Genomic DNA, 26655 nt, shown 5'->3' with positions numbered 1-26655 from the left:
GGGGTGCCGCTTTCAAAACAGCACCGCCAGTCGCGTGCTGCCCCAGATGATATGCCAAAACAGGTAAAACACGATCCTCAGACCGATCATCGCGGTGAAACCGTGACGCTGAAACAGCCAAAGTTGCACGCTGCTAACCAGCGTTACATTTCCGATCACCAGCCAAGATTGCATAGTGGCACCCGGACTGTAGTAGGCTTGAAATACTGGTTCGGTGAACACTGCAGGCAGCAGCAACCAAATGACCGGTATGCGCCGGGGTAAGATGATTGCGAAAACCGCAATCGGGACTAGGTGGAACAGCACTTCGGCAACAAACCCTATGGCTGGATAGAACGCCAACGCCCAAGGAGGCGCAATGTTCATGTCACGCGGGAATGGGATCAACAGATCAATGACTACCGGCGGCACAGCCAATGCAGCACCAAGTGCAACCAATTGCGCCAAGCTGCGCCAGTTGACTTGCAGTCTGCCGAACCCACCGATCGCGCGGGATCGAAGCACCAATAGTAAGGGATATCCCGCAATCGCGCAGACCAGAACAACTGGCAAAAGTGATGCCGCGCCAAGAACGGGCATGGATGCGATGTCGCTGAGTTGAAAGACCAAGGCGCAGGCAGTGGCGATTGTTGATAGGATCAGATAGGAGCGGTGACCGGTCGATGCGATTTGCAAAGTCGCCATGTAACTAAACCCTCCTGTCGCACAGATGTTCTGGTTGTCAGAGCTGCAGCGATCCACATTCGTGTTCCGACTGCAAACGGCACGGATACTAAGGTAAAGCATGACGCGCGCGCACCTTTGACCTGCGTCAAGTGGCTTGTCTGCGCCTTGGTGCCCTAGCCCAAGGATACATCGAGAAACAGCATTACGACTAATCCGATCATCAGCCCAGCGGTTGCAGCTTGGTGATGACCTCGGCGGTGTGTTTCTGGGATGATCTCGTGGCTTATGACAAAGATCATCGCACCAGCAGCAAACATCAGCCCCCAAGGTAGGATGACCTGAAAGTAGGTAATGGCGGCAGCGCCAATCACACCAGCCAAGGGTTCGACCATCCCTGTAGCAGCCGCAATAAGGAACGCCGTCTTGCGTCGGTAACCCTCGCTTAGCAACGCGACGGCGACGGCAAGCCCCTCGGGCGCATTTTGCAGGCCGATCCCAATGGCAAGTGACGTGCCAGCCGCAAGATCTCCGGAACCGAAGCCGATTCCGACGGCCAGGCCTTCAGGAATATTGTGGATTGTGATCGCGATGACGAATAGCCAGATCCGACGCAAAGCATCGGTCATGGGACCTTCATGCCCGGTGACAAAATGTCGGTGTGGAATCGCCTTGTCCATGCCAAAGACAGCGGCCGCCCCCAGCAAGATTCCCACCACCGCGACCGAGGCTGGCACCCACGCACTGTTATAGGTTTGCTCTAACCGATCAAGCCCGGGCAAGATCAGGGAAAAGAACGCAGCGGAAAGCATGACGCCAGCAGCAAACCCCAGCAAGATGTCGTTCGTTCGAGCCGAAACGCGGCGGCCTGCCAGCACCGGCAATGCGCCGATCGCGGTCATCATACCGGCGCAAAAGCTTCCGATGGTACCCAGCAAGAACGGGGTCATAGTTCTACATGCTCCGACTGGCGCTCATATCGGCTGATGACATCCGAAGGCACGGCTTCCCCTTAATTGCGTTTCAGCTTTTTGTGACCCGGCGCGGTCTTGGGCAAAGGTATCCGCCGCCAGCAAAAGTGAATTGATCCGGATCAATCGATGCGGGCCGTGATTGTCTAGGATGACCCTGAACCCCACGGATGAGATTTGGTACAGGAGGTAAGCTTATGTCTGCCCAAGGTCTCGAAGTCATAGATCGCACCGTGCATCTGACCCATGAATGGATCAACGAGCTGACTGAGCGGTTGGATTGGACCAGCGCGCATGATGCTTTGCGTTTGATGCGGGCCACGTTGACCGCAGTGCGCGACCACATCAGCCATGAAGAGGCCGCGCAGCTTTCCGCGCAGATGCCCTTGCTGATCCGTGGCATGTTTTTCGAAGGTTGGCAGCCCGCTCAGACCCCAATGCGCGACCGTAATGTTGATCATTTCATCAGTCGGATCGAGACGACCTTTGGCGCGTCCACCGAGTACCGGGGCCCCGAGGATATCACGACCGTTTTCAAGCTGTTGAATGCCCGGATTTCAGACGGCGAAGTCAAGGACGTTCGTGGTGCTCTGCCCGAGGCGATACGCAGCTTGTGGCCGGGCTAAACCGCACAGCGATACCGCTTTGCTGCTGGGAAATGAAGAACCGGAGGTCTTATGAAACAAGAAAGTATCAACAAGACTGATCGCCAACGTAAATCGGCAAATTTGCCAGATTACGCCGCGTTTTCTTCTTCGTTTGACTGGACCGACGCCCGTGCGCTGTTGGACGGGTTCGACGGGGGTAAACTGAACATTGTGCACGAGGCGATTGACCGCCATGTGGCTGCAGGGCATGGCGATCAACTCGCGCTTCGTTGGATATCCAAGTCCGGCGCACGGCGGGACTTCATCTATGCCGAGCTTCAAGCTCAGACCAACAGATTTGCCAATATGCTGCTTGATCTGGGGATCAGCCGTGGTGACCGTGTCTATTCCCTGCTGGGCCGCGAGCCCGAGCTTTACATCGCCGCGCTTGGCACGATGAAGGCAGGGGCCGTTTTCTGCCCGCTGTTTTCTGCCTTCGGCCCCGAGCCGATCCAGTCGCGGATGCATATCGGCGAGGCCAATGTGCTTGTGACCTCAGCGCGGCTGTACAAGCGGAAGGTGAAGCAGATACGTGACACGCTGCCTGCGCTGCGCGAAGTGCTGTTGATTGACGACATGGCGCAGGACATCGCGGAAACGCGACAAATGGGGCCGATGATAGAGGCGGCATCGGACAAGTTTGAATGCGTCCAGATGGACCCTGAAGACACCGCGTTGTTGCATTTTACCTCGGGTACGACAGGCAAACCGAAAGGCGTTGTGCATGTACACCAAGCCGTAGTTGCGCACCACATGACGGGGCGATTTGCGCTCGATCTTAGACCCGGCGACATTTACTGGTGCACCGCCGATCCCGGTTGGGTGACTGGCACAAGCTATGGCATCATTGCGCCTTTGACGAACCGCGCCAGCATGATCGTGGACGAGGCTGAATTCGACGCGCTGCGCTGGTATGACACTCTTGAAGCCGAGCGGGTCAATGTCTGGTATACCGCGCCAACCGCGATCCGCATGTTAATGAAAACGGGTGACGAAGCGCTGGCTGGGCGCGAGTTCCCGGCCCTGCGTTTCATGGCCAGTGTGGGCGAGCCGCTGAACCCCGAGGCCGTTTGGTGGGGCGTTGAGGCGTTCGGCATGCCGTTCCACGACAATTGGTGGCAGACCGAAACCGGCGGCATCATGATCGCGAACTATGCGTCAATGGACGTAAAGCCTGGGTCGATGGGCAAGCCGCTGCCGGGTATCAAAGCTGGAATTGTTGAAGTAACTGATGACGGCGCCCGCGAGCTGACCGACCCTTTGGCCATGGGAGAGTTGGCCCTGCGCCCCGGCTGGCCGTCGATGATGCGTGGTTATCTGCACGAGGAAGCGCGGTATCAGAAGTGTTTCCGCGATGGTTGGTATCTGTCCGGTGATTTGGCAATGCGGGATGCGGATGGGTATTTCTGGTTTGTTGGTCGTGGCGATGACTTGATTAAAAGCGCAGGTCACTTCGTTGGACCGTTCGAGGTTGAAAGCGCGCTGGTTGAACATCCCGCCGTCGCCGAAGCTGGTGTGATCGGTGTGCCGGACGATACCGTGGGCCAGATCATCAAAGCTTATGTTGCGCTTAACCCGGGGTTCAATCCCGGTGATGACCTGCGGCTGGAGCTGATCGGCCATGCCCGTAAACACCTTGGCCCAGCGGTTGCACCGAAAGACATCGTTTTTCGTGAAAACCTTCCCAAAACCAGATCAGGCAAGATCATGCGTCGGCTGTTGAAGGCCCGCGAACTTGGCCTGCCAGAAGGCGACATCTCGACATTGGAGAGTGATGAAAGATGAAAGTGGACACCCTGAAACCCCGTCTCGATCACGACCACGTGCGTGACCTGTTGCACGCAATGATCCGTATTCGCCGGTTTGAAGACAAATGTGCCGAGCTATACACGCAGCAGAAAATTCGCGGCTTTCTTCATCTTTATGACGGAGAAGAGGCCATCGCCGCCGGGATCATTCCACTGCTTGGCCAAGAAGATCGCGTGGTCGCCACCTACCGCGAACATGGTCACGCTTTGGCGCGTGGGGTCCCTATGGGCGCCGTGTTGGCCGAGATGTATGGCAAATCCGAAGGGTGTGCGGGCGGGCGTGGCGGGTCCATGCATCTGTTCAGCCGCGACCATAATTTCTATGGCGGCAATGCGATTGTCGGAGGGGGTTTGCCTTTGGCGGCGGGATTAGCGCTTGCCGATCGGATGCAGGGCAATGCCGCTGTGACAGTCTGTTTCTTTGGTGAAGGCGCGGTGGCCGAGGGCGAGTTTCACGAAGCAATGAACCTTGCCGCGCTTTGGGATTTGCCCGTGCTGTTTGTCTGTGAGAACAATGGCTATGCCATGGGCACCGCGCTTGGCCGGTCTGAAGCCGAAACGGATATCAGCGAAAAAGCCAGAAGCTACGCCGTCGAGGCCGAGACCGTCGATGGTATGGATGTGGTCGCTGTCGAAGTCGCAGCGCGGCGTGCATTGAAATCCATTGCGGACACCGGAAAGCCCTACTTCCTAGAATGTCGCACCTACAGGTTCCGGGCGCATTCAATGTTTGATGCCCAGCTTTACAGATCCAAAGATGAGATCGCAGAATGGCGCGAAAAGGGTCCGATCCTACGCTTTCAGAAATGGCTTGATGAAAACGGCCTGTTGCATGCTGACGAAGTTTCGAAGCTCGTTGTGGCGGTGGACGAAGAAGTGGCGGACGCTGTGTCCTTTGCGGAGGCAGGCACAGACGAGCCGGTTAGCCGTCTGACCGATTTCGTGATGTCCCCCGATCGCCCCACGCCACCAGAACCGCAGCCACCTGTGAACATGCGCCCAATGACCTATCGCGACGCGGTGAAAGAGGCGATCGTTGACGCCATGACCCGCGATGATCACGTGTTCCTGATGGGTGAGGATGTTGGCCAATATGGAGGCTGCTATGCAGTGAGCAAAGGGTTGTTGGATCAGTTTGGTCCGGATCGCATCCGCGATACCCCCTTGTCGGAATCCGGTTTTACGGGGGCAGGTATTGGCGCGGCAATTGCAGGCATGAAGCCCATAGTAGAGGTCATGACGGTCAATTTTTCATTGCTGGCGCTGGATCAAATTCTGAACACGGCGGCAACGTTCCGCCACATGTCAAACAACCAGTTTGGCGTGCCGGTGGTGATCCGTATGGCGACGGGAGCAGGTAAACAACTGGCAGCCCAACACTCGCACAGTCTGGAGGGCTGGTACGCCCATATTCCGGGTTTGCGTGTGCTTGCACCTGCCACGTTAGAGGACGCGCGCGGGATGCTCTGGACAGCTCTTGAAGATCCAGACCCGGTCCTGATTTTTGAAAACGTGATGTTGTATAATCGCGAAGGGGAACTGGCCGAGAACGCAGGGCCAGTGGATATCGACCGCGCCGTCATCCGTCGGAAGGGCCGTGATATCTCGCTGATCACTTATGGCGGTTCGCTTTTCAAAACACTGGAAGCCGCCGAGGTTTTGGAAAGCGCCGGGGTTTCTGCCGAGGTGATCGACCTGCGATCCCTGCGGCCTCTGGACATGGAAACCGTGAAAGCTTCGGTCGCCCGCACCCATCGCGCCTTGATCGTGGATGAAGGCTGGAAGACCGGAAGCCTTGCTGCTGAAATCGGAATGCAGTTGGCGGAGGACAGCCTGTACGATCTTGATGCGCCCCTTGGTCGCGTGTGCAGCGAAGAGGTGCCGATCCCCTATGCACATCACCTTGAACAGGCGGCGATTCCACAGGTGGACAAGATCGTCGATGCCGTCAAAAAGATGATGGAGCAGGGGGCATGAGCCAGTTTCTTATGCCCTCGCTTGGTGCAGATATGGAGGCTGGAATCTTGGTTGAACAGCTCATTCCCGCAGGTGAGAAAGTGCATCGTGGCGATATCATCGCTGTCGTCGAAACCCAGAAAGGCGCGATCGAGATCGAGGTGTTCGAAGACGGCACGCTGTCGGAATGGCTGATCGAAACGGGGACCAAAGTGCCCGTAGGCACGCCGATGGCGGTGATCAATGGGTCGGCAAAGATGTTGTCGGATGTCCCCGATCCGACGCCGGAAGTGCCGCAGCCCACGGATCCCGTGCCACCGCCCTTAACACCTGAAGTGCCACAGCCAGCAGAGCCTTTGCCCATCCCCGCAATACCCGAAGAGCCAGCCCCAACACCCGATCTGCCCGAACTTGAACAACGCCGCAAAGTTTCGCCAGCAGCACGTCGCAAAGCGGCGCAGGCTGGAATTGACCTGTCGACAATTCAGCCTGTCGGGGGGCATATCGTGACGTTGGCAGATGTGGTGGTGCAGACTGATGTAAAGCAAAGCGAAGCCAGCTCAGGTTCCAATTTGTCGCCGATGCGTGCGGCAATCTCGGCAGCCATGTCTCGGTCTAAACGAGAGATACCGCATTACTATTTGGCCCAGACGCTGGATTTGCAGGCGGCGCAGGATTTTCTGACCGCGCTGAATGCTGAACGTCCGCCGCAAGATCGGTTTTTGATCGTCGCACTGTTTGCTAAAGCAATCGCGCGAGCTTTGAAGAAATACCCAGAATTCAACGGGCATTTCGAGGATGGAAAATTTGTCACCTCTGAGGCGGTGCATCTTGGGCTGGCGATCAATCTGCGTGGTGGCGGATTGGTGGCGCCCGCGATTTTTGACGCAGAAACCCGCGATCTTGATGATCTTATGGCGTCGATCCGCGACCTGATTCAGCGCGTAAAGTCGGGCAGTTTTCGCGCACGTGAAATGTCGGCGCCGACGATTACGCTGACCAGCCTTGGGGACCGAGGTGTCGATACGCTTTTCGGTGTGATTTTTCCGCCGCAAGTGGCGATCATCGGCATCGGCACCCCCGCGCCCCGCGCCGTCTGCACTGCGCGCGGGATAGAGCCACGGTTGTCTGCCACCATCACTCTGGCTGCTGATCACCGCACCAGCGATGGTCACCGAGGCGCGCTTTTCCTGAACAAAATAAACGCATCATTGCAAGAACCGGAGACGTTATGACAGAAACCAGTGCTAAAGCAGTTCTTATCCGCGAACTTGGTCGGATTGCTCCGGAAATTGAAATTGCAGAGATCGACCCGTCCGGCGATTTGCGTGAGGAGTTCGACATTGACTCAATGGATTTCCTAAACCTTGTGACCGCCTTGTCTACAGCGCTTGGTCTTGAGATGCCCGAGGCAGATTATGACGAGATGAGCAGTTTCGACGCCATGGTGACTTACTTGGACCAACACGCCCGGTAGCACCCCGGTCAATGTTGCAAGTTGTCTGGCAAAGCACATTCATAAGTGCCGCCGTCTGGCAGGGTACAAACCGCTCGCAAAGCCTCGTCGCTACGCAATTCATAGCGTTGAAGTTTCTTGGACTGATCAAGTTGGTCATAGTAGGCCATGCATGCTGCGCGGTCATAGGACTCGCGCCGCCAATCAGATTGGAACCATTGGGTGAAAGCGGCAGTTAACGCCGCGTCGCGGGTTCCGCCGACGGCTTTGACCGCTGCATAGGCTTCAGCAATGTCACCATAGTCTTCCAGATCAACAAATGTATCCCAGGGCCCGTGATCGCCGCGCTGTTTGAGCGTCCAGACAGCATCGGCGGTAATAGCCATTGCGTCAGCTTCGACCATGAATGCAAAGCGGACCTCTTCTCGCACGTCAAATCGGATAGAGGCGCAATGGCCCCGGCTGAACTGGTCGAGGTGGCGCAATTCATGCAGCAAGATCACTATCGCTTCCGAAGTGCTGAGCGTGTCACGCAGGGCGATCATGTTACGCGCGGGTTCAAAAAAGCCACGGGCAAGACCCTCGTGCGGATCAATACAGACCGAGACGACCTGTTCACGGGCGATTTTGAACAAAGGGCTTTGCCCAGCCTGCGCACGCTTGAGGATGGCTTCAAGCTTGATTTGCGCCGCTGTTACGGCTGTTGCATCAATTGTAGCAAGGCAAAACTCGTGCTGAGGCAAAGCCGGCGCGGGCACCGTTTCTGCCCATGCAGGCTGGTCGGCTGCCATCAAGGCGCCAACAGCGAAGGTGAGGGGTGCCCACCGGACCACTGTAGGCCACTGCATCACGACACCCCTCTTAAGTCTGCTATTTTTGAATCGATTCAAGATAGTAGGCAATCGAAAGCACGCGACCCCGGACCAAGACCTCTGCGCCATATTCTCCAGCAATATCAATTGTACTATCTTTGAAGCGCATCCCCCAGATCGGCATCATCGTTCCGTGTGGTCGCAAACCTGTGCGGCCGTCGATCGCATGGATGACATTGAGCATCGGGAATTCTCCATCATTTCCCTGAGAAAGCAATGTCAGGTCCGGTACGTCAATAGTCAACAACTCAGCCACTTCACCATTACCGGTGGCGTCTGCGCCGTGGCAGCTAGAGCATAGCTGCACGTAATCGGTTTTCCCTGCATCATCGGCAAAGGCCGCAGGGGTTGCGACGATGCCCATCGCGAAAAGAATTGGAAAGGAAATTGTTTTGAATTTCATGGGTTATCCTCCGGCTTTTCTGCTGATGCGTCTCATTCATTCAATATGGATAAACGGAACATCACTGACACCTTAGATGGTTGATCCGGGATCAGAGTGATCTGCGTCAATCCCAGATCACGACGTCGACTGATGGCCTGCGTGATTTGATCTGGCTCAGGGCAAGCCCGGGGCAAACAGGAATAATGAAAAAAAAGGATACTGATTTGCCTCTTGAACACGACCACAGCCGCGAGGCTATCGCAGACCGGCTTGCCGGTTCTGTTCGGACAACACACCTGCGCGACATGATCTATGGCGGCATTGATGGTGCCGTGACGACTTTCGCCATTGTTGCCGGAGTCGAGGGCGCTGGATTGTCGCCTAAGGTGATTGTCGCATTGGGGATAGCAAATGTTTTGGCTGATGGATTTTCGATGGCGGCGGGCAATTTTGCCGGTACCAAGGCGGATTTGGATGACCAGAAGCGCCTGCGGGCTGTCGAAGAACGTCACATTGATTTGGCACCGGAAGGAGAACGAGAGGAACTGCGTCAGATCCTGCAAATGAAAGGGCTTGAGGGGGATGTGCTAGAGCAGGCCACTGATGCGATCACGGCACGGCGTTCGACCTGGATTGATATGATGATGGTTGACGAATACGGCTTGTCGCCTGTGAATCCCGAACCCAAACAAGCAGCAGTTGCGACGTTCCTCGCGTTTCTTGTTGCCGGAAGCGTGCCTTTGTTGCCCTTCATTTTCGGCATGGACCGTGCGTTCGAAATATCGGCAGTTGGCACGGCCTTGGTGTTTTTTGCCATTGGAACGATGAAAAGCCGTTGGTCATTAGCGCCGTGGTGGCGTTCGGGGCTTGAAACCCTTTTGATCGGAGGTGTGGCCGCTTCAATTGCCTATTTTGTCGGAACGCTTTTCAACAATTGATCGAGAGAAGAATTGACTTGTATCACTAAGTCACACGCATAATGCGGGTAATCAGTTTGTAATGAGTGAGGATTGATGCCCGCCGATACAAAAAATACTGCCTTGTTGCAGGCCGTCTTTGATGCCGCCGTTGATGCGATAATCGTGGCGGATCAGGCGGGGATCATCACAAGTGCAAATGCGGCGTCCAGCCAGGTGTTTGGCTATTCCACCGAGGAAATGCTTGGTCAGAACGTCACTATGCTGATGCCGGAATCAGAGGCCGTTCGCCATGATGACTATATGGCGCGTTATTTGGAAACACATGAGCGACGCGTTATCGGAAGCGGTCGCGAAGTTCAGGGCAAGCGCGCAGATGGAAGCGTTTTTCCGCTTTATCTTTCGATTGGTGAACTCGAGGTCGAAGGTAAGCCTACATTTGTCGCCATTCTACACGACCTGACCAAACGGATTGAAGCACAAGAGGCTTTGGCTCGTGCTCAGCGTATGGAGGCATTCGGCCAACTGACGGGTGGCCTTTCACACGATTTCAATAATCTTCTGACGGTCATAGTTGGCAACCTTGAACTGCTTGAGATGCGGTTGGAAGGCGACGCACATCAGGAGTTGATTGCCGATGCACTTGAAGCAGCCGAAGTGGGTGCCGAGGTAACTTCGCGGCTGTTGGCATTCGCGCGTCGGGCGGTGCTGACGCCTGAATCAATTAACATAAACAAGGCCTTGAACTTGAAGGCCCTTAAAGACCTGACCGGTTCTCTAGGCCCACGTCATAAGCTGGTTTCGAAGCTACAGCTCGAGGTCTGGAAGATCGCGGTCGATGTCACACAGCTTCAGACTGCTGTGCAAAATCTTATTGAAAACGCACGTGATGCGATGCCCGATGGTGGAACTGTCAACATCGAAACACGCAATGTGGAGATCGATGCGGCCCAAGCCGCGCAGGATGTTGATCTGAAACCGGGGCGGTATGTCGCGTTGTCTGTGACGGATGCTGGAAACGGTATGCCGAACGAGGTGCAAAGGCAGGTATTTGATCCTTTTTTCACCACCAAGCCGAGAGGTAAAGGCGTTGGTCTGGGCATGTCGATGATCTATGGTTTTGTCAAACAATCCGGCGGCCATATTACGATCAACAGCGAGTCTGATCGTGGCTCGACTGTAACGCTTTATTTCCCTGCATTACCCGAAAGGGCCGACGACGCCGAGGCGATGCCGGGTCCAAGCCCAAGCATCGGACACGGTGAGTTGGTGATGGTGGTTGAAGACGACGACCGCGTCCGGCGGCTGACGTGCGAACGCATTCAGAATCTGGGATTTCGCGTGATCGAAGCGACAAGCGCGCAACAAGCTTATGATCTGCTACAGACGACACCGGACATTGCATTAGTTTTCACGGACATCCTGATGCCGGGTGCAATGTCAGGATACGAATTGGCACAACGGGTCAGGCACGACCTGCCCGATATGAAAATTCTGCTTACCTCTGGATATGCGGGCGAGTTGTTGCACGATGCAAGGCAAAGGCTGGAATTTCCGTTGCTGCGCAAGCCTTATCGCCAGTCTGATCTGGCCACCCATCTGCAGGCGCTTTTCCCAGCACGCTAGATGGTTTCGACATCTGCAGCGAACACATAGCCAATACCGCGCACGGTTTTAATCAGTTTAGGATGGGAAGGGTCGCGTTCGATTTTCTTACGCAAGCGCGCGACTTGATTGTCGATTGTCCGATCAAGCGGCGTCCATTCGATCCCCCCAATTAGATCCAACAAAGTTTCGCGGGTCAAAGGGCGCTTTGGGTTGTTCAAAAATACGCTCAGAAGTTTGAAATCGCCACTGGTCAACTCGCACGGCACGCCTTGGCGATTGAGTAGCTCGAAATGTTCAAGATGGGCCGTCATCCCATCAAACACCAACCGGGAAACTTTGTCGGGGGCAGAGGTCGATTCAGAAATCGCTGGTTTGGCGTTCGCCTTGGCGCGGCGCAAGACGGTTTGGACACGTGCCAGTACTTCGCGCAGGTGGAAGGGTTTGACGATATAGTCGTCTGCACCGATTTCCAGCCCGACAACCCGATCGATGATATCGCCTTTGCCAGTCACCATGATGATTGGAACGTCAGAGCTTTGCCGGATCTCGCGTGCGACATCAAAACCACTTATGGTGCCAAGGTTAATGTCCAGTGTAATCAGGTCAAATGGCAGCTTGGCGACAAGAGACAAAGTCTCTGCGGCGTCGCCTGCTTCTGCGATCTCATAACCCTCTGTTTCAAGGCACATTCTCAGTACATTGCGAATCTTTGGGTCGTCATCGACGATAAGGACACGGGTTTGGCTCATAACAACACATTAAATAATATATATGTAAGTTAATACAGCAATACCTACACCTCTCCAGAGAAGTGGGGGCACGGCGGACTTACAATCGGTTACATAACGATACATACGCAACGGGCAAACTGCGACATAGCACGTGCATGGTTCCGGTGATCACATCGGAGTGTTTCATCATGTATGTCACCAACCCAATCGATTTTCGCCACGCAGATACCGCAGCCCTTTCGCTGGCCAAACATCAACAAATTCAACCACAGAAGGTTCGCGATATCGCAGTCGGGAACTTTTTGTTTCGCGAAGGTGACAAAGCGCAGAACTTATTTGAGGTGCAAAGCGGTGTTTTGCGACTGACGCGCGTGCTGGCGAACGGACGCCGGCAGGTCATTGCCTTCGGGTATCCAGGAGATATTATCGGCTTTCCCGATGGCGACAACCATCACGCCGACTGCGATGCGATCACCGAGGTAAGCGTGCTGGTGCATGGCCATGCTGTTTTGGATGACGCTCGGCTTCAGCCCGAACTTCACAAGAAACTGCTGAAAGCAGCAATGCGAGAGATCAGCGCCATGCAGGACCATTTCATGACGCTAGGACGCAAATCTGTTACGGAAAAGCTTGCTTCGTTTCTTTTGGTACTCGGTGATCGGGTTGGTGAGCCGCTGTCTGGTAACCTTGAATTTGATCTGCCGATGTGCCGATCTGATATTGCCGATTTTCTCTGTGTATCGCCTGAAACGGTCAGCCGGATATTCACCCAGTTTCGAAAGCGCAAAATTATCGCAATCAACCAGATCAAGCGGGTCGTGCTGCTGGATCGTGAACAGTTGCTAGAACTTGCAGAGATGGATTAGCACGTCGCTTCGTTTGCGGCGTCGGCAAGCATTTGACCCTGATCATTTCCATTTCGCAGCGTTTCGATACGCTATCTCTACTGTTCAGAAGAGGAGGCCAACGTGGAAACGCAAGACATCCATTCATTGATCAAGCATTTGGAAGCCGCATCCTCACTTGATGCAGCGCTAGCTGCAGCAGTGCATAATGCCGTCTGTCCAATTGGTGCGGGAGATTTGACCTTACCTGCGGATGGCGGATTGTTTTCAACAGATGAGGTCATTCACCTAATCGACGAAGCATTGCCGGAATGGTCGATTAAACTGACGGGGCGTGCCAGCAATATTAATGGCCATTGGGTTTGCACCCTGCGCCAGTCCGAGGTGCGCGACAATGATGAGGTGATCGGCATCGGCCAGTCAGCCGTTTTGGCGCACGCATTGCTGGCAGCACTTCTCAAGGTAATCGACGGACGGCCGCGCGAGGTCTGACGATCCCAGCAACGCCAAGAAAGTGGCACAAAACAGCACGCCCTGATGGACCAGCTGATCGTGGCCTAGTTAGCTTGGTTTTCGGCTTCCGCTACGATTTCTTTTACTTTCAGAAAGCTGTCTGGCGTGACCGATATGGTATCAATCCCAAAATCCACCAGATGACGGGCGAACGAGGGGTCGTTGCTGGGTGCCTGTCCACAAAGACCGACCTTGGCGCCAACCGCATGGGCTTTGGTGATCAGTGTCTCGATCATCCACAGAACCGAAGGGCTGCTTTCGCGAAACAGTGGTGCAAGCTCTTCCGAATCCCGATCTATTCCAAGGGTAAGCTGGGTCAGGTCATTTGAACCGATCGAAAAGCCATCGAACTTTTCAGCAAAGGCTTCTGCCTCGATGATATTCGATGGGATTTCAGCCATCACATAGACCTGAAGCCCATTGCTGCCACGGGTTAGTCCATTGTCAGCCATAACCGACAGCACCTTGTCGGCCTCCTCCGGCGAGCGGCAGAAGGGGATCATAACGATCACGTTGTCAAAGCCCATTTCTTCACGCAACAGACGGATAGCGCGACATTCCAGCGCAAACCCTTCGCGGTAATGGTCGGAGTAATAACGGGACGCTCCGCGAAAACCGATCATTGGGTTTTCTTCAGCAGGCTCGAACTGCTTGCCGCCCAGCAAGTCCGCATATTCGTTGGTCTTAAAGTCACTCATCCGTACGATTACCGGTTTGGGGTAGTGCACGGCGGCAATACGCGACAGGCCGCGTGAAAGGTTTTCGACGAAAAAGTCGGTCCGATCTGCATAGCCCTTGGTCAGCGCGGCAATTTGTTGGCGGGCCTCATGATCCCGCAAGGTATCATAACGGACCAGCGCCATGGGGTGCACGCCAACCGCCGAGTTGACAACAAATTCCATCCGCGCAAGCCCGACACCGTCGGCGGGCAAACGCCACCAGCGAAAGGCTGCAGCAGGGTTGGCGAGATTCAACATCACGCTGGTGTCCGTTTTGGGGATGACATCAAGAGAGATGTCTTCAACCGAAACGGTTGCCAACCCGTCATAGATGAACCCGTCTTCACCTTCGGCGCAGGAAACAGTCACATCTTGTTGGTCATGCAACACGTGGGTGGCGTTGCTGCACCCCACAACTGCGGGCAGGCCAAGCTCGCGGCTGACAATCGCCGCATGAGAGGTTCGCCCACCGTGATCTGTCACAATCGCGCGGGCGCGTTTCATCACCGGCACCCAGTCCGGATCGGTCGTCGACGTAACAAGGATCGCGCCGTCCACAAATTTGTCGATGTCGCGCACGTGTTCGATCAGGCAAACCCGCCCCGTCACGGCGGCGTCGCCGACACTTAATCCGGTCAGCAACAAGTCGCCCTTGTCTGAAACATCATAGCTGTGCAGCATGCTTGCGGTGGTGCGCGACTGCACTGTTTCGGGCCGGGCTTGAACGATAAACAACTCTTTGCTGTCCCCGTCACGCGCCCATTCCATATCCATTGGCAGGCCGTAATGTTCTTCGATCGTGACCGCGTGTTTTGCCAGCGCCAAAATCTCGTGATCTTCAAGCACAAAAGCGGCTTGCTCGGCCCGCGAGGTCGGCACATTGCGGGTCTCGCCGCCCGTGCGGTCGGCATAAATCATCTTTTTCTCTTTCGCGCCAAGGCGTTTTTCCAGGATCGGCTTCAACGCGTCGTTGTCCAAGAACGGCTTGAACACCTGATATTCATCCGGGTTCACCGCCCCCTGCACAACATTTTCGCCCAACCCCCATGCCGCCGAGATCATCACCACGCGGTCAAAGCCGTTTTCGGTATCGATCGAGAACATCACGCCAGAGCCGCCCGTATCGGCGCGCACCATTTGCTGAATACCCACTGACAACGCGACCTCCATGTGGTCAAAGCCCTGCACTTGCCGGTATGCGATCGCCCGGTCGGTAAACAGAGAGGCATAGCAACGACGGCAGGCGTCTAACAGCGCCACCTCACCGCGTACGTTCAGAAAGGTCTCTTGCTGCCCGGCGAAGCTGGCATCCGGCAAATCCTCAGCAGTCGCCGAAGAACGCACTGCTACCGGTAGGTCGGCAATGCCCGCCTGCTTGGCAAGCGCCTGATATCCGGCGCGGATCTCGGCTTCTATCTTGACCGGCCAAGCGCCCGACAAAATCGCCTTGCGAATTGCGGAACCTGTCTCGGCCAGCGTACTACGCCCTGTTTCCAAAAGGCCCAACTGTGTTGACAGTGTTTGGCCAAGGTCGTTCTCGGCCAAGTAGACGCGAAAAGCGTCGGCTGTGGTTGCAAACCCGGGGGGGACTTTGACGCCTTTCTTTCCGAGTTCGCGTACCATTTCGCCAAGCGAAGCGTTCTTGCCACCAACTTGCACAACATCTCCGCGCGACACGTCTTCAAAGCGCAGTACGAAAGGGGGTCTGGCTGGCATGATGGACTCCTTCAGTTGTGATGTGATGACTATGCGTCATTCCGAAGATGGACGATTGATATTGATCAAAATGATACGCCGTTCACCGTGGTGCATGGCTTTGATGTCGCTCAATCCCGCAGGAGACTGAGCGCTGTATTCATGGTCTATGAACGGGAGAGTTGACTGTGACTGAATTAACGCCTCAAGACGTCCAATCAGGACTGACATCAGATGAGGTCAGCAGACGACGCGAACAGCATGGGCTGAACGAGCTGCCTCGCGGCGTGCGGTTGACGTGGTGGCAGGTGTTATCGCGACAATTTACCAGCCTATTGGTCGTTATCCTGATCATAGCCGCCGGGATCGCTTACGCGCTGGGCGAAAAGATCGATGCCTTGGCAATCAGTCTGGTTGTTTTGTTGAATGCTGGGCTTGGTTTTGCGCAGGAATGGAAGGTTGAAAAAGCCGTAGACGCACTTCGGGCCATGCTGTCTCCGCAAGCGCATGTTTTGCGGGACGGGATCGAAGCACTGGTTGACGCGCGCGAACTCGTACCGGGTGACATCGTGATTGTTGAAGCGGGCGATAGCGTGCCTGCCGATATGAAGCTGCACGCGGCCATTCAGTTGCAGGCCGATGAAAGCGCTTTGACGGGTGAATCCGTGCCCGTCACAAAGGATAGCGCGGGGTCCGAGTTGTTCGCTGGCACTTCGGTTGTCAGTGGTCGCGCCGAAGGCCTTGTTACGGCCATCGGCGCACATACTTCGTTTGGCAAGATTGCGGGGCTAACCGGATCAGTCGCCGAGAAATCGACACATCTTCAAACGCAGTTGGGCTTGTTGGCGCGCCAGCTTGGCGGCGCAGCGTTGCTGATCGCCGCTGCCATTCTGGCCGCTGGCATCGCTTTTGGTCGTGATACGTTCGAGATGTTCATGACAGCATTGTCACTGGCCGTGGCAATCGTTCCCGAGGGGTTGCCAGCGGTTGTGACGATCACCTTGGCCTTGGGGGCTGGGGCAATGGTACGGCAGAAAGCACTGGCGCGTCGTTTGCAGGCGGTGGAAACGCTGGGGGCGGCGTCGGTCATCTGCACTGACAAAACCGGCACGCTGACCGAGAACAAGATGACCGCCACACATATCTGGATGTTGGGTGGCGCGTGTTCGGTGACGGGTGCGGGCTATGATCCGACAGGGCATATTGCGCGCGATGGCCGACGGCTCAGGGCGGTGGACGATGTACAACTTACCCGCCTGCTCGACACTGCGATCACCTGCAGTCATGCAAAGATTTCGCATGATGGTAGCGGATGGCGCAACGTTGGGGAGCCGACAGAGTTGGCACTTGTCGTGCTTGCCTACAAGGGGTGGTCCCAAATTCCGAACACCAGAGACGTGCTTGGCGAGGTGCCCTTCAACAGCGACCGCAAACGTATGAGCGTTCTGGCACGCCACGCGGATGGCGTGCGCCTGTTCACCAAAGGAGCGACCGAGCAGGTTCTGGCGGCAGTGACCGCTGTTTCTACAGATGATAAGTCGCGTGCGATAACGGTGAGCGACCGCGCTGCGATCCTTGCCGCCGAAGCGGATATGGCAGAACGCGGGCTTCGTGTGATCGCGCTGGCATCCCGGCCAGCAAAACCTGGTGATCTTGCCGAGCAGGAAATGGAGTTCCACGGCCTTGTGGGCATCATCGACCCGCCCCGACGCGAAGTTAAAGCAGCGATCGCCGGAGCCGAGCGCGCAGGTATTCGTGTCATAATGATCACCGGCGACAGCTTGGTCACAGCGCAGGCCATCGCCGGGCAGCTGGGTTTGACCGCCACAGAAGCCATTCACGGCGACACACTCGAGGACATGTCGGACGACGCACTTGCGGCAGCATTGCAGAAGAATGTGCTGTTTGCCCGCACCAAGGCAGGTCACAAAATGCGGATCGTCCGGGCTTTGCAGCAAGACAATCAGATCGTGGCGATGACTGGCGACGGCGTGAACGATGCCCCAGCGCTTAAGCAGGCGGATATTGGTGTTTCGATGGGACAGCGCGGTACGGACGTGGCCAAGATGGCCTCGGATCTTGTGTTATTGGATGACAATTTCGCCACCATCGTTCGTGCGATTGCGGAAGGGCGCCGGCAGTTCGACAATGTACGAAAGTTTGTGCGTTACCTGCTGTCATCAAATGCGGGCGAAGTGGTGGCCATCCTTGCCAATATCATAATTGGCGGCCCCCTGATTTTCTTAGCCACACAAATCCTGTGGATGAACCTAGTGACTGACGGGTTGACCGCCGTGGCATTGGGGCTTGAGAAAGCCGAGCCTGATCAGATGCGCCAACCTCCGCGCAAAAAATCGGAACGGATACTTGAGCGTGGTGGCTTTGCGATGATCGTTCTTTTTGGCAGCTACACTGGAGCAGCCAGTCTATGGGTGTTTTATCACCTTCTGCCACTTGGACCCGATGTCGCTCGCACTGCCGCCTTCAGTGCTATGGTGCTGTTTGAGAAACTATCGGTCTTTGCATTCCGGTCTTTCAACGCACCCTGTTGGCGGATCGGATGGTTTGGAAATCCGCTTTTGCTGCTGGCGCTGTCTGTCACCATCTCGCTGCAAGTGGCGGCGGTGTACTGGCCGCCATTGCAGCAACTGCTGCACACCGTTCCACTGGGGTTCGAGCTTTGGGGTGTTATTCTGGCCCTTGCCGCGCCCTTGGTGGTGGTGCCGGAGCTGGTCAAAACCCTGATGGTTTGGCGCAACCGGTGACTAGCGGGAGTGCTATTCCTTCTCGTAAGCTTGACCATCGGCAGCGGGTGCTTTGGCCCGTCCGATCAGGCCCGCAACAAGGATAATTGTCGCGATATAGGGTGACATGGCAAGAAATTCAGACGGGATCGGTGTGTTCAACAGTGCAAGCTTCTGTTGCAGCGAGTCTGCGAAACCGAAGACCAATGCCGCCGCCATAGCGCCTGCCGGGTGCCAGCGACCGAAGATCATTGCGGCAAGGCCGATGTAACCACGCCCCCCCGTCATGTTTTCGTCGAAACGCCCGACAGACCCCAACGTGAACCAAGCACCGCCGAAGCCGGCGACCATTCCGGCCATCGTCACGTTGATATAGCGGGTGCGATAAACGTTGATGCCAAGTGTATCGGCAGCTTTGGGATGTTCTCCGACCGCGCGAGCGCGCAAACCGTGCCGGGTGTGGAACAAGTAATAGGTGGCAACTGCCACAAGAAGGATTGCCCCATAGACAAAAATGTTCTGGTCGAACAGCACAGGCCCGATGACCGGAATATCTCCAAGTACGGGTATCTTCATTGCTCTGAAAATGGGCGCGTTGTTCAGCGATCGGTATTCCGCGAAGACTTGCGAGCTGACGTAGCTGGTTACGCCAAGGACAAGCAGATTGATCACCACGCCAGCGATGATCTGATCCATACGATAGGTGACGACCAGGGCGGCAAGCAAGAAGCCGAACAGACCGCCGACTGCTACGGCAGCGGCCAGCCCACCGAATCCGCCAAGAAGCGATCCCATCAGCGCGCCCGTAAAGGCACCTGCCAGCAGCATCCCTTCGATGGCGATATTGACGACCGCGACGCGCTCGGACAGCACGCCAGCCAGCCCGCCAAGTGCGATGGGTACCGCGCGAACGACTGTTGCAGATAGCATACCTGTCAGCGAAAGCGACTTGCCAGCCGTCGCCCAGACCAGAAACCCTGCAACCGCGAGGAAAAGACCGATGCCAAGCCAAAAGTTCGGGCGGCTTAATCCAGCGCGCGAAAATTGCCGTGCCCCCAGAAAGGCCAGCAGCCCTGCAGCAACATAGTTGAACTGGGCAGCAGGCACGGCGAGGTTTGGCAAAGCCCACGGGTCGTTCGGACGTGACAGGCGGAAGGTCGCATCGCCTGCACTGTCTGCTCCGAACACCAACGCAACCAACACCGACAGGCCCAAAAGGATGGTCCCGGCGATCCGGGCTTGCCGCGCTTTGCCGGTGTTCAGCTTTTCATCTGACCCGGCCTGCATGTTCGAAGTGATCGTCATGGTTCAGCCCTTCGCTTTCTGAAATCCCCATGGGAAGATCGCGCGGACCAGAAGTGGTGCCGCGATGAAGATGATGATCAGCGCCTGAATGATGCCGATCAGATCTAGGCTGACACCTGCATCGACCTGCATCTGGCGGCCGCCGGCTTCTAAAGCGCCAAAAAGCAAGCCCGCCAACAGAACACCGAAAGGATGCGAGCGACCAAGAAGTGCAACCGCAATGGCGTCAAAACCGATACCAGCTGAAAACCCCGGTGTGGCACGGCCCAACACACCCAGCACCTGATTTGCGCCGGCCAGCCCAGCCAGTGCGCCTGATAATCCCATCACGATGACAATGATCAGCCCGGCGCGCATCCCGGCATAGCGCGCAGCTTCGGGGCTTTCACCGCTCGCGCGGAACTCAAACCCAAGGCGGGTTTTGAACAGGATCCACCAGACCACCACGACCGCTATCAACATTAGGAACACACCTGCATGAACCCTGAGGTTGGGATCAATTGTGGCCAGTAGTCGTGGCAGCTCGGCACTTTCGGGTACAGAGCGTGAAATTGGATCCTCCCGCCCTTCGCGCTGGATAAAGGGCAGACGCAGCATATAGTCGAGCAACCGATAAGAGATCAGGTTGAGCATGATCGTAAGGATGACCTCGTGCGCACCGGTTGCTGCCCTGAGCCACCCTGCGATCGACGCATATAGCCCGCCCGCAAGCGCACCGGCCAGCAATGCCAGCGGCAAGTGGATGGCGAAAGGTAGGCCTGACAGGCTGAACCCGGCAATCACTGCTGCCATGCCACCCATGAGCAGCTGCCCCTCGGCCCCGATGTTGAACAGACCGGTGCGAAATCCCAACGCCAACCCCAATCCGGCAAGCGTCAACGGAGCCGCCGCGGTCAGTGTTTCTGAAATAGCGTTAAGCGACCCAACCGAACCCTCAAGCAGCGCGATATAGCTGCGCCCGATGGTCGGCAGATCCACATTGGTTGCCAGCATGGTCAGCGCCCCAAGGATCAGCGCCACCACCACCGCAAATAGCGGCACGATCACAAGATTTTCAAACTCTGTGCGGGCTGGCGCGGCGCGGGCCAAAAGCTTTTCACTTAGATCGTTCATGCTGCGGTTCCTTGCGTTGCCCCGGCCATAGCAAGACCGATAGCACTCTTTGTGGTTCCAGCTTCTCCAGCCTGAAACTCGGCGACGACGCGACCTTTGAACATAACCAGAATTCGATCTGACAAGGCTATGATCTCGTCTAATTCTGACGAAATGATCAGTACGCCGTCGCCCTCATCACGAGCTTGGGCGATACGAGCGTGAATGTATTCGATCGACCCGACATCCAACCCACGGGTTGGTTGCGCCGCAATCAAGAACTTCGTATCGCGGGCCATTTCCCGTGCCACGACAACTTTTTGCTGGTTTCCGCCCGACAGATTGCCGACCTTGTCGAACACCGAAGTCGTACGCACGTCGAAATCGATGACTGCCTGAGCGGCGCTGCGGTGGATATCTGTCCATCGCATCTGTGGTCCGGTCGAGAATTCATCACTGTAATAGCTGTCGAGCACCATATTTTCGGCCACGTTAAATGCCGGTATCAATCCTGTACGCTGGCGGTCTTCGGGAATATGGGCGATCCCCATCCGGTGACGTGCCCGCGTTGACGCATGGGTGATGTTGCGGCCCATGAAGCTTACTGATCCGGCAGCGACGCGAGTCAGGCCAGTCAACGCTTCGACCAGTGCAGATTGACCGTTCCCCTGAACACCTGCGATGCCAACGACCTCACCTGAGCATACGTGCAGATCGACATGATCGACGGCGATTTCATCATTGCTGCGCAGGACGACCAAGTTCTGGATGTCCAAAAGCACCTCGCCAGGTTGGAAGGGTGCTTTTTCGACGTCAAAGCTAACCGGACGCCCCACCATCATCTCAGCCAGATCGGCTTCGGAGGCTGTCTTCGGATCGCCTTCGCCGACAATTTTTCCTGCGCGCAAAACGGAAATTCTGTCGGCTATCTGCAGGATCTCGTTCAGTTTATGCGTGATAAAAACAATCGCTTTTCCTGCTTCGCGCAAGGTTTTGACGATCTCGAAGAACTCCTCGACCTCTTGCGGGGTCAAAACGGCAGTAGGCTCGTCAAAAATCACGACATCGGCTGAACGAAACAGAACTTTGATGATCTCAACCCGTTGCTGAAGGCCGACGGGCAGGGTTTCGATCAACGCATCGGGATCGACCTGCAGGCCGTATTTGTCGTTGATCTCGCGAACCTGCACCCTTGCTGTCGCGCGATCCAGATGATCGAAGCGGCCCACGGGCTCGACGCCTAAAACAACGTTTTCTGCGACGGTGAATACAGGGATCAGCATGAAATGCTGGTGCACCATGCCGATGCCTGCGCGGATCGAGTCACCCGGGCCATCAAAATGCACCGGCGTGCCATTAATGACGATCTCTCCCTCATCAGCCGCGTACAGACCACAAAGCACATTCATCAGCGTGGATTTTCCCGCGCCGTTTTCACCAAGAAGTCCCAGGACTTCACCCGCGCGGATCGAGAGGTCTACACTTTCGTTTGCGACCACGGGACCAAAGCGTTTGGTAATGCCGCGCAACTCGACGTCCATCTGTTCCCCTCCTTCGATGAATCGACCGCCTCGGCTCTGCCTCGGCGGTCGAAGCGAGTTGTTTAGCTGCTTACGGCAATGGTTCCGGCGATGATGGCTTCGCGCAGTTGGATCAGCTCTTGTTTCAGCTCTTCCGGCACCGCAGCGTCCAGATCGTGGAAGGGGGCAAGGCCAACTCCGCCGTTTTCAAGCGTGCCAGTCAAAGACCCGCCGACGAAATTGCCACCCATCGCAGATTCAATCACCTGATAAACCGTGGCGTCCATTCGTTTGGTGATAGATGTCAGATAAACGTGGCGGTTTTCCGGGTCGGTTTCGTAAAGATCGGCATCCACGCCAATAACCTTCAGGGCATCAACCCCAAGCTCGTCAGCAAGAGCCGCAGAACCCAGACCGACCGGACCGGCCACAGGTAAAACGATATCCGCCCCTTCGTCATAGAGGTTTTGCGCAAAGGCTCGCCCGTCATCAAGGGATTCGAAGTTGTTGGTGAACAACCCTTCACGTGTGTCGACATTCCAGCCCAGCACTGTGACCGAGGTACCTTTCTGCGCATTATGGTGGTTCACCCCACGCACAAAGCCATCCATAAAGATTGTCACGGGTGGAATGTTGATCCCGCCGAATGTGCCGAGAATGCCGGTTTTGGTTATGCCAGCTGCCAAGTAGCCCGCTAGAAACGCGGCCTCGTCCGTTGCATAAAGTTGGCCAAGCACGTTCGGGATATCCGGATCATAAGCGAAATCGACGATCGAGAATTTTTGCTCGGGGTTCGCGGTTGCTGCCTCTTGGGTCGCTTCGCCCAACAGAAAACCGACGGTTACGATTAAATCGCAATCACCACCCAGCAGTGAGTTGATGTTGGCCGAGAAATCTGTTTCAGCCTGGCTTTCAAGGAAACGACCCTCAACCCCCAACTTTTCCTGTGCGTCCTGAACACCTTTCCATGCGGTCTGATTGAAACTGTTGTCGTCAATGCCGCCGGTATCCGTCACCTGACAGACGGTGAAATCAGCGGCAAACGACATCGTGACGGTTAGCGCAGTAACTGCGATGGGCGCGAGCAAGCCCTTGGTAAATATCGACATGTCAAATCTCCTGTGAATCCATCGCATTTATGAAAGCACTAGTTGGATAGGGGGGTTGTGATACATATCAATCGGGCATTGCCCGGCGCGAAGCCGACAGACCCGAAAGCGGTCCGCCCGGTTGGACGAATATCGTCGTGGTATCGCATACAGCGGCACCGGCTTCTTGATGCCCGGAAAGTGGCGATCTTTGTAGCGCGCTCTTGTCGAAAATGGGCAACCGGATGATTTCTACTTCACGGTTCCACCGCTACTTTTTGGTCTTGGTGGACCCCTACCAGGTCAGCCAGCGCAACACGAACCGGTTGCCTCGGCGCACAAAGACCCTGCGCAGTTCGTCCCCAAGCAAAATCAAAAGGGCGAAAGGAACGGAAAGCATCAGGTGCCAAAGCTCAAGTGGTGCCGTGCCAAAAAAAGTGTTGAAGGCTGGGATGTAGCTGATGCAAGCCAACAGCAGCAATTCACATGCGATCCCCACCAAAACCAGCCGGTTCGACAAAAGTCCGACGGTAAGAAGGCTTTGCGTCCGAGTTCGACAGATGATCACATCCGCGACTTGGCAAATAATGATCGATGCAAAGAACCCTGTGATTGCCGTCCGATATAATACGTCCGAGCTGGCCAAATCTTGCCCCCATTCCCAGCCCCCAGTGTAGAGGATGGTGAAATAGGTAAAAAACCCAGCTGCCGCCTGCAGCATTCCGATGATTCCATAGCTCATCAGCAGCAGGTTGCGGCTTAGCAACCGTTCCCCCCGTTGTCGGGGTTTGCGTTTCATCACGTCGGTCTCCGGTTTTTCCGCCCCAAGACCCAGCGCGGGCAGGATATCCGTACCCAGATCGATGCTGAGGATCAGGATCACAGTCAGCGGCAAGGGAATATCCAGCAGCACAAATGCGATGAAAGGAAGGATTTCGGGGATGTTGGAGGTCAGGATATAGGCGATGAATTTTTTGATGTTGTCGAAAATGGTGCGGCCTTCTTCAACGGCCGCAACGATGGTGGCAAAGTTGTCGTCCATTAGAACCATGTCGCTGGCTTCCTTGGCGACGTCTGTGCCCATTACGCCCATGGCAACACCCATGTCGGCGTTCTTCAGCGCGGGTGCATCGTTCACGCCGTCGCCTGTGACTGTCACAATCTCGCCACTGGCTTGCAGCGCCTTAACGACCTGCAATTTTTGGGCTGGCGCGATGCGGGCAAAAATGATCTCTGCCTCGTCCCGTAAGACCGCCTGCAACTCGGCGTCGGTCATCTGTGTCAGCTCGTCCCCCTGCACAACCCGGCCATGCGGGCCCATCATCCCGATCTGCTGGGCAATGGTCTTTGCGGTCAGGCCGAAATCTCCTGTCAGCATGATGACCCGGATGCCGGCTGAAACGCAGCGCTCCAGCGCGATGGGCACTTCGGGGCGGGGCGGATCGATCATCCCCGTCAGCCCTAGGAAAACGTATCCTTCCTCGGGCACATCGTCGCGATCACATGCCCGCGCGGCAAAACCGAGCCCACGTTCGCCCCGACCGGCCAGTTTGTGATACGCATCCACGATGTCGCCAACGCGGTCCGGGGTCAGCGCGAACTCTTCGCCATTCAGCGCAACCTTGTCGCACATGGCCAGCACCACTTCTGGCGCTCCTTTAAGGTAGGCTTGCGGCCCAGTGCCGTCATCGGTGACCGTGATCATCCTTTTGCTGGTTGAATTGAAAGGTTGTTCGGCGATCTCTTCTATGCGCCGCAGGGCAGCGGGGTCGGTATAGTTACGCGCATAAAGCAGCAGGGCGCCCTCTGTCGCGTCACCCGCGTAGCCATCGTCGGTCAGATAGGCATTGTTGCAGACGCACATGACCCGAAGCAGCCGATCAAAGGCCGTCGTCTCTTTCACACGCCTGTCGTCGACGGCGTAGGCGGCCCCACCGACGACAACAGTGTTCACTCCAAGTCGGTTTTGCGTCAGGGTGCCCGTCTTGTCTGTGCAGATGACAGTGGTCGATCCAAGGGTTTCGACGCTTTCAAGGTTCTTGATCAACGCGTTCTTCTGCGCCATGCGGCGGCTGGCCATCGTCAGGCTAAGGGTAACAGTGGGCAGCAGACCTTCGGGCACATTTGCCACAATGATGCCGATCGCAAAGATCAGGCTGCCGATCACATTGTTGCCGATGGCGACAGACACGCCAAAGAAACTCACCCCGAGAAAGATTGCGATGAAACTGATGACTTTGATGAAGTATTTCAGTTCCTGGTGGATGGGCGTCTCTGTCGCCTCTGTGGCCTTGGTCAGCGCCACGATGCCACCGATCTGTGTGTTCATGCCAGTTTCAACCAGTAGTACTTTTCCCTCGCCGTTTTGTACGAGGCTGCCAGAGAAGATCATATTAGGGCTTTCCAGCAACGCCTCGGCTGACTTGCCTTGGTCCAGCAATTGCGGTTCGCTTTCACCGGTCAGGCTTGAATTGTCGACCTTCAGCTCTTTGGCTTCTATCAACCGCCCGTCGGCAGGGACCTTGTCACCCTCGTTCAACACAATCACGTCACCGGGCACCAACTCTCCCACGGGAACCTCTTGCGGATTGCCGTCGCGCAAGGCCGTGATCATCGAAGGCAGCATGTTTTTGAAGCTGTCCATGATGCGTTCACTCTGGTGTTCTTGAAAGTAGGTGAACGCCGCGTTCAGGAACACGACAGCAATCAACGCAATGGCGATGTAGAGATTGCCATTGCCGGGATCCAAGCGCTCGGCCGTCATCGCCAGTGCGCCGCCAGCGATAAGCAGAATGGCAAAGAAATTCTTGAACTGCAGAAGAAACTTGACGATTTCGGGCGTGTCTTTCGAGACCTTCAACTCGTTGGTGCCAAAACGCTCCAGCCGGTCTTTCGCCTCATCCGTTGTCAGACCGTCGGTTGAGCTGTCTAGCTCTTCCAAGACATCTTTAAGCGATCTGGTATGATGGTCTGCCATTTTCCCTGCTTTCTTGGTCGTGGGCCACATGGCGACCCATTCCCTTCAATTATCAGGCGCTATGCGTTGGAAAATAATGATGCAGATCATGACCAGAGCCCTTATCGCGGTCTCCGGGAAAAAATCACCCTTGCGCAAGACAA

The 26655-nt window shown here is 56.0% G+C and carries 21 protein-coding genes; 10 read left to right on the top strand and 11 right to left on the bottom strand.

All coding sequences use genetic code 11. From position 1 onward, the window contains the following. Positions 1 to 12 precede the first annotated feature (12 nt). Together K3556_RS15280 and K3556_RS15275 are read right to left on the bottom strand one after the other, a co-directional pair. The gene (locus tag K3556_RS15280) at positions 13 to 684 is read right to left on the bottom strand and encodes a hypothetical protein (protein WP_260517612.1); all 672 of its coding nucleotides are present in this window, start codon (positions 682 to 684) and stop codon (positions 13 to 15) included. Between the two features lie 155 nt (positions 685 to 839). Beyond that, positions 840 to 1613 (bottom strand): ZIP family metal transporter, encoded by a 774-nt coding sequence (locus tag K3556_RS15275; protein WP_260517611.1) that lies wholly within the window; start codon positions 1611 to 1613, stop codon positions 840 to 842. Positions 1614 to 1831: 218 nt separating this feature from the next. On the opposite strand from K3556_RS15275, the gene K3556_RS15270 reads away from it, so the two are divergent. The 5 genes from K3556_RS15270 to K3556_RS15250 are packed head-to-tail and all read left to right on the top strand — an operon-like array spanning position 1832 to position 7522. Next, entirely contained in the window at positions 1832 to 2260 is a 429-nt protein-coding gene (locus tag K3556_RS15270) for a DUF2267 domain-containing protein (protein WP_260517610.1), read from the top strand. 51 nt (positions 2261 to 2311) lie between these two features. Next, the gene (gene acsA / locus K3556_RS15265; protein WP_260517609.1) at positions 2312 to 4066 is read left to right on the top strand and encodes an acetate--CoA ligase; all 1755 of its coding nucleotides are present in this window, start codon (positions 2312 to 2314) and stop codon (positions 4064 to 4066) included. Continuing rightward, the gene (pdhA, locus tag K3556_RS15260; protein WP_260517608.1) at positions 4063 to 6066 is read left to right on the top strand and encodes a pyruvate dehydrogenase (acetyl-transferring) E1 component subunit alpha; all 2004 of its coding nucleotides are present in this window, start codon (positions 4063 to 4065) and stop codon (positions 6064 to 6066) included. The genes acsA and pdhA overlap by 4 nt, the downstream gene beginning before the upstream one ends. Continuing rightward, positions 6063 to 7280, top strand: coding sequence for a dihydrolipoamide acetyltransferase family protein (locus K3556_RS15255; RefSeq protein WP_260517607.1), 1218 nt, complete (start codon positions 6063 to 6065; stop codon positions 7278 to 7280). The genes pdhA and K3556_RS15255 overlap by 4 nt, the downstream gene beginning before the upstream one ends. Continuing rightward, positions 7277 to 7522, top strand: a complete 246-nt coding sequence (locus K3556_RS15250) for an acyl carrier protein (protein ID WP_260517606.1) — start codon at positions 7277 to 7279, stop codon at positions 7520 to 7522. The genes K3556_RS15255 and K3556_RS15250 overlap by 4 nt, the downstream gene beginning before the upstream one ends. A gap of 8 nt (positions 7523 to 7530) precedes the next feature. On the opposite strand, the gene K3556_RS15245 is transcribed toward K3556_RS15250, so the two are convergent. After that, complete coding sequence (locus tag K3556_RS15245; RefSeq protein WP_260517605.1) at positions 7531 to 8349, bottom strand: DUF6782 family putative metallopeptidase; 819 nt, start codon at positions 8347 to 8349, stop codon at positions 7531 to 7533. A 22-nt stretch (positions 8350 to 8371) separates the two neighbouring features. Beyond that, complete coding sequence (locus tag K3556_RS15240; RefSeq protein WP_260517604.1) at positions 8372 to 8776, bottom strand: c-type cytochrome; 405 nt, start codon at positions 8774 to 8776, stop codon at positions 8372 to 8374. 185 nt (positions 8777 to 8961) lie between these two features. On the opposite strand from K3556_RS15240, the gene K3556_RS15235 reads away from it, so the two are divergent. Together K3556_RS15235 and K3556_RS15230 are read left to right on the top strand one after the other, a co-directional pair. Further along, on the top strand, positions 8962 to 9696 hold the full coding sequence (locus tag K3556_RS15235) for a VIT1/CCC1 transporter family protein (RefSeq protein ID WP_260517603.1): 735 nt from the start codon (positions 8962 to 8964) through the stop codon (positions 9694 to 9696). A 75-nt stretch (positions 9697 to 9771) separates the two neighbouring features. Further along, entirely contained in the window at positions 9772 to 11301 is a 1530-nt protein-coding gene (locus K3556_RS15230) for a PAS domain S-box protein (protein WP_260517602.1), read from the top strand. On the opposite strand, the gene K3556_RS15225 is transcribed toward K3556_RS15230, so the two are convergent. Further along, positions 11298 to 12032 carry a response regulator gene (locus K3556_RS15225; RefSeq protein WP_260517601.1) on the bottom strand — a complete coding sequence of 245 codons (735 nt, stop codon included), beginning with the start codon at positions 12030 to 12032 and terminating at the stop codon, positions 11298 to 11300. The genes K3556_RS15230 and K3556_RS15225 overlap by 4 nt on opposite strands. A 170-nt stretch (positions 12033 to 12202) precedes the next feature. On the opposite strand from K3556_RS15225, the gene K3556_RS15220 reads away from it, so the two are divergent. Beyond that, positions 12203 to 12880 (top strand): helix-turn-helix domain-containing protein, encoded by a 678-nt coding sequence (locus K3556_RS15220; protein WP_260517600.1) that lies wholly within the window; start codon positions 12203 to 12205, stop codon positions 12878 to 12880. A 102-nt stretch (positions 12881 to 12982) separates the two neighbouring features. After that, positions 12983 to 13351, top strand: coding sequence for a hypothetical protein (locus tag K3556_RS15215; RefSeq protein WP_260517599.1), 369 nt, complete (start codon positions 12983 to 12985; stop codon positions 13349 to 13351). A 65-nt stretch (positions 13352 to 13416) separates the two neighbouring features. Here the strand turns inward: K3556_RS15215 and ppsA are convergent, their stop codons facing one another. Continuing rightward, positions 13417 to 15807, bottom strand: a complete 2391-nt coding sequence (ppsA, locus tag K3556_RS15210) for a phosphoenolpyruvate synthase (protein ID WP_260517598.1) — start codon at positions 15805 to 15807, stop codon at positions 13417 to 13419. Between the two features lie 167 nt (positions 15808 to 15974). On the opposite strand from ppsA, the gene K3556_RS15205 reads away from it, so the two are divergent. Further along, complete coding sequence (locus tag K3556_RS15205; protein ID WP_260517597.1) at positions 15975 to 18551, top strand: cation-translocating P-type ATPase; 2577 nt, start codon at positions 15975 to 15977, stop codon at positions 18549 to 18551. A 12-nt stretch (positions 18552 to 18563) separates the two neighbouring features. Here the strand turns inward: K3556_RS15205 and K3556_RS15200 are convergent, their stop codons facing one another. The 5 genes from K3556_RS15200 to K3556_RS15180 form a co-directional block, all read right to left on the bottom strand. Continuing rightward, complete coding sequence (locus K3556_RS15200) at positions 18564 to 19835, bottom strand: ABC transporter permease (RefSeq protein WP_260517596.1); 1272 nt, start codon at positions 19833 to 19835, stop codon at positions 18564 to 18566. Positions 19836 to 19838: 3 nt separating this feature from the next. Beyond that, complete coding sequence (locus K3556_RS15195; protein ID WP_260517595.1) at positions 19839 to 20948, bottom strand: ABC transporter permease; 1110 nt, start codon at positions 20946 to 20948, stop codon at positions 19839 to 19841. Beyond that, positions 20945 to 22468 (bottom strand): ABC transporter ATP-binding protein, encoded by a 1524-nt coding sequence (locus K3556_RS15190; RefSeq protein ID WP_260517594.1) that lies wholly within the window; start codon positions 22466 to 22468, stop codon positions 20945 to 20947. Before K3556_RS15190 ends, K3556_RS15195 begins: the two co-directional genes overlap by 4 nt. Positions 22469 to 22530: 62 nt before the next feature. After that, positions 22531 to 23556: a BMP family protein gene (locus tag K3556_RS15185; protein ID WP_260517593.1), complete on the bottom strand. Its 1026-nt coding sequence runs from the start codon at positions 23554 to 23556 to the stop codon at positions 22531 to 22533. Positions 23557 to 23830: 274 nt separating this feature from the next. Further along, positions 23831 to 26512 carry an HAD-IC family P-type ATPase gene (locus K3556_RS15180; RefSeq protein WP_260517592.1) on the bottom strand — a complete coding sequence of 894 codons (2682 nt, stop codon included), beginning with the start codon at positions 26510 to 26512 and terminating at the stop codon, positions 23831 to 23833. Positions 26513 to 26655: the final 143 nt, after the last annotated feature.

This window comes from Aliiroseovarius sp. M344, assembly GCF_025140835.1.
Taxonomy (GTDB): Bacteria; Pseudomonadota; Alphaproteobacteria; order Rhodobacterales; family Rhodobacteraceae; genus Aliiroseovarius.
The sequence above is the reverse complement of the archived record's forward strand: the minus strand, read 5'-3'. Positions and strand labels throughout refer to the sequence as shown.

Bases quoted from the DNA above. Each gene is read 5' to 3' on its own strand.
- acsA (WP_260517609.1), top strand. From the start codon at position 2,312: ATGAAACAAGAAAGTATCAACAAGACTGATCGCCAACGTAAATCGGCA.
- K3556_RS15185 (WP_260517593.1), bottom strand. From the start codon at position 23,556: ATGTCGATATTTACCAAGGGCTTGCTCGCGCCCATCGCAGTTACTGCG.
- K3556_RS15230 (WP_260517602.1), top strand. From the start codon at position 9,772: ATGCCCGCCGATACAAAAAATACTGCCTTGTTGCAGGCCGTCTTTGAT.
- K3556_RS15280 (WP_260517612.1), bottom strand. From the start codon at position 684: ATGGCGACTTTGCAAATCGCATCGACCGGTCACCGCTCCTATCTGATC.
- K3556_RS15180 (WP_260517592.1), bottom strand. From the start codon at position 26,512: ATGGCAGACCATCATACCAGATCGCTTAAAGATGTCTTGGAAGAGCTA.
- K3556_RS15255 (WP_260517607.1), top strand. From the start codon at position 6,063: ATGAGCCAGTTTCTTATGCCCTCGCTTGGTGCAGATATGGAGGCTGGA.
- K3556_RS15195 (WP_260517595.1), bottom strand. From the start codon at position 20,948: ATGAACGATCTAAGTGAAAAGCTTTTGGCCCGCGCCGCGCCAGCCCGC.
- K3556_RS15245 (WP_260517605.1), bottom strand. From the start codon at position 8,349: ATGCAGTGGCCTACAGTGGTCCGGTGGGCACCCCTCACCTTCGCTGTT.
- K3556_RS15275 (WP_260517611.1), bottom strand. From the start codon at position 1,613: ATGACCCCGTTCTTGCTGGGTACCATCGGAAGCTTTTGCGCCGGTATG.
- pdhA (WP_260517608.1), top strand. From the start codon at position 4,063: ATGAAAGTGGACACCCTGAAACCCCGTCTCGATCACGACCACGTGCGT.
- K3556_RS15225 (WP_260517601.1), bottom strand. From the start codon at position 12,032: ATGAGCCAAACCCGTGTCCTTATCGTCGATGACGACCCAAAGATTCGC.
- K3556_RS15235 (WP_260517603.1), top strand. From the start codon at position 8,962: ATGAAAAAAAAGGATACTGATTTGCCTCTTGAACACGACCACAGCCGC.
- K3556_RS15240 (WP_260517604.1), bottom strand. From the start codon at position 8,776: ATGAAATTCAAAACAATTTCCTTTCCAATTCTTTTCGCGATGGGCATC.
- ppsA (WP_260517598.1), bottom strand. From the start codon at position 15,807: ATGCCAGCCAGACCCCCTTTCGTACTGCGCTTTGAAGACGTGTCGCGC.
- K3556_RS15220 (WP_260517600.1), top strand. From the start codon at position 12,203: ATGTATGTCACCAACCCAATCGATTTTCGCCACGCAGATACCGCAGCC.
- K3556_RS15270 (WP_260517610.1), top strand. From the start codon at position 1,832: ATGTCTGCCCAAGGTCTCGAAGTCATAGATCGCACCGTGCATCTGACC.
- K3556_RS15250 (WP_260517606.1), top strand. From the start codon at position 7,277: ATGACAGAAACCAGTGCTAAAGCAGTTCTTATCCGCGAACTTGGTCGG.
- K3556_RS15200 (WP_260517596.1), bottom strand. From the start codon at position 19,835: ATGACGATCACTTCGAACATGCAGGCCGGGTCAGATGAAAAGCTGAAC.
- K3556_RS15190 (WP_260517594.1), bottom strand. From the start codon at position 22,468: ATGGACGTCGAGTTGCGCGGCATTACCAAACGCTTTGGTCCCGTGGTC.